This window comes from Gilliamella sp. Pra-s60 (assembly GCF_009795755.1).
In the GTDB taxonomy this organism is placed as follows: domain Bacteria; phylum Pseudomonadota; class Gammaproteobacteria; order Enterobacterales; family Orbaceae; genus Gilliamella.
On record NZ_WTFA01000012.1, the window covers coordinates 43,914 to 51,821 of the forward strand.

The 7,908-nt window shown below is 35.8% G+C and carries 7 protein-coding genes; 3 read left to right on the top strand and 4 right to left on the bottom strand.

The window, feature by feature from the left end; translation table 11 throughout:
• Positions 1–48 precede the first annotated feature (48 nt).
• Positions 49–1,041 carry an aspartate--ammonia ligase gene (asnA, locus tag GQ596_RS08645; RefSeq protein WP_160401276.1) on the top strand — a complete coding sequence of 331 codons (993 nt, stop codon included), beginning with the start codon at positions 49–51 and terminating at the stop codon, positions 1,039–1,041.
• A 90-nt stretch (positions 1,042–1,131) separates the two neighbouring features.
• On the opposite strand, the gene GQ596_RS08650 is transcribed toward asnA, so the two are convergent.
• The 3 genes from GQ596_RS08650 to GQ596_RS08660 all read right to left on the bottom strand — a co-directional run bounded on the left by GQ596_RS08650 (position 1,132) and on the right by GQ596_RS08660 (position 4,017).
• On the bottom strand, positions 1,132–1,467 hold the full coding sequence (locus tag GQ596_RS08650; protein ID WP_160401277.1) for a DUF1161 domain-containing protein: 336 nt from the start codon (positions 1,465–1,467) through the stop codon (positions 1,132–1,134).
• 405 nt (positions 1,468–1,872) lie between these two features.
• Positions 1,873–2,136, bottom strand: a complete 264-nt coding sequence (locus GQ596_RS08655; protein ID WP_160401278.1) for a SemiSWEET family transporter — start codon at positions 2,134–2,136, stop codon at positions 1,873–1,875.
• Positions 2,137–2,625: 489 nt separating this feature from the next.
• Entirely contained in the window at positions 2,626–4,017 is a 1,392-nt protein-coding gene (locus tag GQ596_RS08660) for a PLP-dependent aminotransferase family protein (RefSeq protein WP_160401279.1), read from the bottom strand.
• Positions 4,018–4,209: 192 nt separating this feature from the next.
• Between GQ596_RS08660 and pdxS the strand changes: the two genes are divergently transcribed.
• Positions 4,210–5,097: a pyridoxal 5'-phosphate synthase lyase subunit PdxS gene (gene pdxS, locus GQ596_RS08665; protein WP_160401280.1), complete on the top strand. Its 888-nt coding sequence runs from the start codon at positions 4,210–4,212 to the stop codon at positions 5,095–5,097.
• A 2-nt stretch (positions 5,098–5,099) separates the two neighbouring features.
• A complete protein-coding gene (gene pdxT / locus GQ596_RS08670) occupies positions 5,100–5,687 on the top strand; it encodes a pyridoxal 5'-phosphate synthase glutaminase subunit PdxT (protein ID WP_160401286.1) in 588 nt (195 codons plus the stop codon).
• Between the two features lie 258 nt (positions 5,688–5,945).
• On the opposite strand, the gene GQ596_RS08675 is transcribed toward pdxT, so the two are convergent.
• Complete coding sequence (locus GQ596_RS08675; RefSeq protein WP_160401281.1) at positions 5,946–7,529, bottom strand: hypothetical protein; 1,584 nt, start codon at positions 7,527–7,529, stop codon at positions 5,946–5,948.
• Positions 7,530–7,908: the final 379 nt, after the last annotated feature.

Here is a 7,908-nt window from a genome sequence, read left to right on the forward strand (position 1 = left end):
TAGTTTACTTTACTTATCTAAAATAGGATAAATAACTAGAGCGTAAACATGACGATATCATTTAAAGAGCAGCAACAACGAATCAGTTTTGTTAAGCAATTTTTTGCCAATCAACTTGCCGAGCATTTGTCACTAATTGAAGTACAAGCGCCATTGCTAAGTCAAGTTGGTGATGGTATTCAAGATAATTTGTCTGGCACTGAACATGCTGTGCAAGTTAAGGTAAAAGCAATTCCTAATGCACAATATGAAGTAGTGCATTCGCTTGCAAAATGGAAGCGTAAAATTTTGAGCGTTCACCATTTTCAAGCTGGTGAAGGAATTTATGCTAACATGAAAGCCTTACGTCCAGACGAAGATCAGCTTTCGCCCATTCATTCAGTTTATGTTGATCAGTGGGATTGGGAAAAGGTGATTCGTCCTGAAGATCGCAATTTAACTTATTTAAAACAAACGGTTGAAAATATTTATGCCGCCATTAAAGCGACCGAAAAGGCAGTGTCACAGCAGTATCATATTTCCCGTTTTTTACCTGAATCGATCACCTTTATTGACAGCGAGCAGTTACTAAAGCGTTACCCAAATTTATCCCCTAAAGAGCGTGAAAACGCAATAACCAAAGAGCTTGGCGCTGTGTTTTTAATCGGTATTGGTGGTCAATTATCAAATAATGAAAAACATGATGTGCGTGCTCCTGACTATGATGATTGGAGTAGCACTAATGATTTGGGTTCTAAAGGATTAAATGGCGACATCTTAGTGTGGAATCCAATATTAAATAGTGCATTTGAAATTTCATCAATGGGAATTCGAGTTGATGCCGAAACATTAAAACGTCAATTAAAACTAACTAATGATGAAGATCGCTTACAATTAGATTGGCATAAAGCATTAATTAATGGCGATTTATTACAAACAATTGGCGGTGGCATTGGGCAATCACGTTTGACTATGTTGCTTTTAAAGCAAAAACACATAGGTCAAGTACAAGCCAGTGTTTGGAGTGATGATATCAAAGCAAATTACAGCGATTTGCTATAATCCAACACCAACTAAAATAGGGCATTATGCCCTATTTTGGTTTAAAAAACGGTTTTAATTAATGTGGTGTTAAATTAATTTATGATGAAGTTAATTTGTAGTTGATTCATCGCTCTGCACTGGCGTTGTTTGTTCTGGTTCTGGTTCTTGTTGCTGCATTGGTTGGGTTGGCTGTGATGGTTCCTTGATTACGCCATCTAAACGAACATATACAATATGTTGTTGACCTCGATCACATGACCCCACTATTTTACCTTCTATTTGTTGTTCTGATTTGTCGGCTGATTCAAGTTTAAGCTGGAAATGAGCCGGATCAACACCGTTATTTTTGATTTTTTCGGCAATTTTGGCACTAATTTCGTCACAATTTGACGCTGTAGCCAACATTGGCAAACTAAGTAAAAAAACACCGATTAATTTTTTCATTTTCTTTCCCTTTTATATGTGATTTTGATTATTAAATGCATTATAAAACTATCCATTCAACTGTATATCTTCCTTTAATATATTCAAAACAATCGACTAGTATCATTATATCACCAACCCAACTGTGACTTTTTGGATAATATTACTCCCTGATTTAGATTTATACACCGTACAATTTGATAACTGTTTAACAAACCTGTTAATAACTCAATAACATCATAATTAATAATTGCTTTTGCTATAGGTTAAATATTAAGCTACGTTATTTTCAACTTTATTTTGCTAAAAATAGCAATTCTTTTTTTAATTTTATTAAAAGAATTTGATTGTCATTAATAACAAAAATGCCGATAAAACAAACTATAAACAGATAACTAATTAGCCCTTTTAATAATATTTCACAAATTATAGAGCAGTAAAAAAGGCAATTAACCCAAAAAAGACACCTGGTGAATTGGCTATCGCAATTGGCCAGTCTTTCTTTTCTCTTAATAATCCATAACAGACCCAAAGAGTACAGTTAATAGCTGCGGCTAATGGTTGAGTAGGATTCGATTTAAATCCATTTAAATTATCGATGATTTGTGGAATATAAGAAACATACATCCCTAATGATGCTATCGTAGCGATAATCCCTAAAATACGAAAAGCCTTTGATGAAAGATGCAAAATTGCCTCCAATATTATTTATAATTTATCATCTTATGATGGTCAATTATAGCGAGTTAAAATACCACCAGCAATCCACTGTTTAAAGGCTCGTACTGTAAATTGAGTTAAAATAAAAAAACTTATTAAGTTAACTATCATTGCGCACGAAACAAATTTAAAATAATTATTATTAATTAAATGGTTAATAAATAAAATTTTACTGCATAATAACAAATTACAAGGTGCCACTAATTTCAATAATTGGTTAATCATTTAATATTTATTAACAGTTTGTTAATTATTTTAATACCATTTATTTTGGTCACTAACAATTTATCGATAATGGCAACATAAAAATTAATTTTTATTAAAAAATTTACTACAGTTATTCACTATATGACTTAATAAGTATTGAATAAGCCTGTTGATAACTCTGTAACATAATAATTATTAACAAATTTTAATTAAGATCAAATATTAAACGGATGTAACAAAATTTTATATTAGTTACCTTTCAAAATGCCCATAACTTAACCTAATTGACCCTAGCTTATCGCCAAAACGGCTACCTTGTGACACAATCACGCCGTCTAATAACAGTTGATTAAGTAAGGTTGATTCTTGCGCTACTGTGTTTACTGGTAAATGGGCATACAAATGTAAACCGCCTAATGGGGCTTGATAGGTAATTTGATCACCAAAATAGCTTTTTAACCATAGCATCAACTGTTTGGCTTTACTTTGTAACGTTTGTCGTAATTGTTGTTGATGACTTGCATGATGATGTTGCAAATACTCTTGAGCTAATAATTGTGGCAAAATGCTTAACCCAGAATCGATATGTTGTCGAATTTTGGCTAGGTTTTCGATAATATCCCGAGGTGCAACCATCCAACCAACACGAATATTGCGCCCAATATATTTTGATAACGACCCTAAATAGATAACTTGATTAGACTGTTCAAACTTTTTAATGGGCGATATGGGTAAATCACACTTAAAAGCTAAACTACTATAAGCATCATCTTCAACAATTCCTATGCAACGTGATCGACAAAATGCCAATATTGCCTGTTTACGCTCATTGCTCATAACAAAACCCATCGGATTTTGAAAAACAGGATTTAAAAACAACCATTTAATGTGATGTTGTTGTACACAACTAGCAAGACTTTCAAGCGTGATACCTTCGTTATCGCACTCAATACCATATAAACGCAATCCCGCTGCTTGAAATAGTGGCAACGAATAAAAATAAGATGGCGACTCAATCCCCACCGAATCCCCTGGTTTAAGCAATCCCTGCGTAATCAAAAATAACGATTGTTGTGTGCCTGATGTAATTAAAATCTCCTCAGTATCAACTTGCATCGCAAATTGTTTTTGCATGTAAATAGCAATTTGCATCTTAAGTGATGGTAACCCTAGTTGTAATATATCGCTGTTTTTTTCGTGCATAATTAATTCATTTAACGACATATTTGGTAATTGAAATTTAGGTATCAAATACGTTGGCAAATCACCATTAGCCAGATCACAAATATCTGCTCGTTGCATACGCATTTGTGTCACTTTTTGTTGATAAACTGATTGCCTATTTTGATAAAAATGTGCAGGTAAGCGCCAATGAATCGATGAATATGTCTGCATTCCCCATTTTTGATTATTAACATAAGTACCACTTCCTTGACGCCGAACAAGCACACCGCGTTCAGTTAACAGATCTAGCGCATGAACAACCGTTGAGCGATTAATACACAGTTTTTTTGCCAGTTCACGTTCCGAAGGTAGTCTTTCGCCAGCTATTAGCATGCCTTGCTCAATATAATCTTCAATCAATTGTGCTACTTTCTTAAAAAGCGCGCCAGACAAGTTGGCTAGTTTTTGTTGATCCCACATAGTGATCTTGCTCTAACTGGTGTTATTAGTTGTTTGAGGGATGTTTAAAAAATGTTTGTTAACACCCCACAAAATTGGATGGCATTATTATAGTCCAATTGGCTGTTTTTTGTTGTGCTTAATTTTTGAATAATAAAAAAAGTAAACACAGTTAAAACAATATCATCATTATCAATTCAATTAGGAGCAAAAATGAACCAAATAACAGGCACACAAACCGTTAAACGCGGCATGGCACAAATGCAAAAAGGTGGCGTGATTATGGACGTGGTTAACGCAGAACAAGCCAAAATTGCTGAACAAGCAGGTGCTGTTGCAGTTATGGCTTTAGAAAGAGTTCCCTCGGATATTCGTGCCGCGGGTGGTGTTGCACGAATGGCTGATCCAACCATTGTTGAACAAGTTATGAAAGCAGTCACCATACCTGTTATGGCTAAAGCCCGTATTGGACACATTGTTGAAGCTCGTATTTTAGAATCAATGGGCGTTGATTATATTGATGAAAGTGAAGTATTAACACCTGCTGATGAACAGTATCATTTGCTTAAAGATGAATTTACCGTGCCATTTGTTTGCGGTTGTCGTGATCTGGGCGAAGCGTTGCGCCGAATCGGTGAAGGCGCATCGATGTTACGCACCAAAGGCGAACCCGGCACTGGTAATATTGTTGAAGCCGTACGCCATATGCGTAAAGTCAACGAACAAATTCGCCAAGTTGCTAATAAATCAAAAGATGAATTAATGACCTTTGCCAAAGAGATAGGTGCTCCTTATGAATTAGTATTACAAATCAAACAGTTAAAAAAACTTCCTGTTGTTAATTTTGCCGCTGGTGGCATAGCAACCCCTGCCGATGCAGCACTGATGATGCAACTGGGTGCTGATGGTGTTTTTGTTGGATCTGGCATATTCAAATCCCAAAATCCTGAAAAGTTTGCCAAAGCAATTGTACAAGCGACCACCTATTTTGACGACTATCCACGTTTAGCCGAGCTTTCAAAAGGTTTGGGGAACGCAATGAAAGGGATTGAAATCAGTACACTTGCTCAGTTTGAAAGAATGCAAGATCGAGGTTGGTAATGATGGCTTCTGCTCATAACAATATTAAACACATTGGAGTGCTCAATTTGCAAGGCGCAGTCAGTGAGCATATAACAATGCTTAATAGCATCAACAATGTACAAGCAACGCTAGTTAAACGCCCTGAACAATTAACCAAGCTAAACGGTTTAATTATTCCCGGCGGCGAATCGACCGCCATTAGTCGTTTAATCAAACAAAATGGGCTTGTCGAGCCAATAAAACAATTTGCCGAGCAGGGTAAAGGTATTTTTGGTACGTGTGCAGGATTGGTACTTTGCGGTAATAGCACAACTCATAACGAGGTTGAATTACTGGATTTAATGGATATTTGTGTTGAACGCAACGGTTTTGGGCGGCAAATTAACAGCTTTGAAACAACGTTAGACATACCAACGATTGGTCAACAAATTCCTGCGATATTTATTCGTGCTCCTTATATTGCCAATGCAGGAAAAAATGTAGAGCAACTTGCATTTGTTCAGCAACGTTGCATTATGGCGCAACAAGGTAATATTTTAGTATGTGCTTTTCATCCTGAATTAAGTAAAGATAATCGAATTATGCGTTATTTTGTTGATAGATGTTAAAAAAAACTTGATTGCCTCCCTTAAAAGGAAGATATTTTGAAAATAGCAAAATAAAAACTATTACACATTATACAGCCTTGCGAGGGGTTTTTAGGGATTTCGCAAAAAATCCCCTAAATCGGACGTGATCACAACAGTTATTTTATTCACCACAGCCAAAACGTCCGAAATCTTGCCGTAATAAAATAGACCACAGTTTTAAACCACAAGGATTATAGGTCTTACCTGCTCAGCCTCCTAAAGATTAAGGGGAAGACGTTAAGGTATGCAAACAGCATAAAAAATGAGATTACCGCCATCAGCAATAGCACCGTTGTGAGCACTGACAACGAACTTGTGGCCACCCAAAGAGGTGTCTATCGTAAAGACGTAGTCGCTCGTAAAATTCGCATCGAGATATTCTCCCATGATGCCCCACTCTGTAAAAAAACCAGCCCCTATTCGTCGTTGATAATTGTTATAAGGTGACGATGGTATGGCGCCCGAAAAAGGAGGATTCATCGTTCTGGTAGCATTAGTTAAATCACTTACCTGTGGCGTGCGATACCCCAAACTACTACACCATGCTGACTGTTCATTATGACGTTCACGTTTACTACGATAGACAAACCACTGCTTTAAGACAAATCCATACCTCACTATCACATTATCATTACTATCCCTTCCCTCCAACTCAAATGTCTGTGGCAAAATTGGCTTATTAAGTGGACTAGGATTACTTGAATTTATCTGACTATCAGTAGCCCTAGGACCATTTAACGTTACCCGTGTTACATATTTTGATTTATCAAGAATCCATTCATCAGCTTCTATAGTACGTCCTTGCGGGTTTATGAATGTCCCTGAATGTGGTCTTGTCCTACTCACTGTTGCTCTTATACTACCACTTGTGATTACAGACCACCTCAAATGGCCTGCATCAAATCCACCGATATCTAAATCAAAATATAAACCATCAGCTCCTGTAGTTGGAAAATTAAGAGCATAAGAAGATGGGAAAGATGGATTTGGAAATTCGGTTAAAAATCCTTTATCACGATCCCATATATTAGCTGGACCTAGAGAACCACCGTGTAGATTTGGCATAACCGAACAAACTTGAGGTTGCATTGAATACGGATTGATATAATAATTCACAGTATCATTATTGAAGTAAGTTTTATTTGGTACACCATGATTTGTTTTCAAATAGCCTCCATAAGCCTTCAACTTTATCCTATAAGGCGCATAACATATACTTAATGAATCACTACGACTAACGGGATTACCGTTTTTATCCGTAAAATCTACCAATATCGATCCCGTAGCCGTAATGCCATCTGTACCCTGTCCATCGCCATCATCATCTCCCCAATAACCTTGATCAACCAAATCCTTTATATCAATTAAATTGGTGTCTGATGGTACCGCCATCGTTATATCACCCAATTTATTTCCTGCATATGGCATCCATATTGGAGTTATTGCACTTGTATTTGTCAATGGTGATATTTTTGTGCCGTCTGGCAACGTTATAGACAACAACTCATTTGTATCAGTTATCTTTGTTTGTCCACTATCAAACGTTAAATATGGTGCACTACCCTTAATGGTATGAGATGTTTTTGCCGACAACGCCATTGCTTCTTGCATATATAACAATAATAGCAATGGTACAAACAACAAAGCAGATTTAGGTAAAAACTTAGACCTTGTCGATAAATTTGGTGATTTAGCTAAGCTTAATCGCTTCAATGATGAAAATAGGAGTGAAGTTTGTTTCTGATTACCAACACATTGAATAAGATTTAGAAATAGGGCTTTCAATGCCACGCGGTTGCCGGTTGCCGTATAATAACACATAATAGTTGTTCCGTCAATTAACTTGTTGTTTTATTTGTTTTTTATAAAAAGCCACTTATTTTAGTGAGTGTTTATAAAGTGCTTAAAGCATATAGTTTGTTAAAGATTAAATCACTACTTTTTTTTTTAAGAATTGTAAGCTTTTATTTATACTTAGCTTAATTTATTCATTGCTAAGTTTTAAGAAACTTTTAACATGGTATGTAACTATTTGATTTTATTTAAAAATAGCCAAATAAAAACTTCAATAAAATCAATACCTTTCCTGACCGATTTTTTGGGGTTTTTGCAGTTTTTTTTATAAAAAAGTGACTCATAAAAGCCACTTAAGGTTATGTTGTTGTCTTGTTACGGCGTCGGACAAATTTGTCTGGAACAA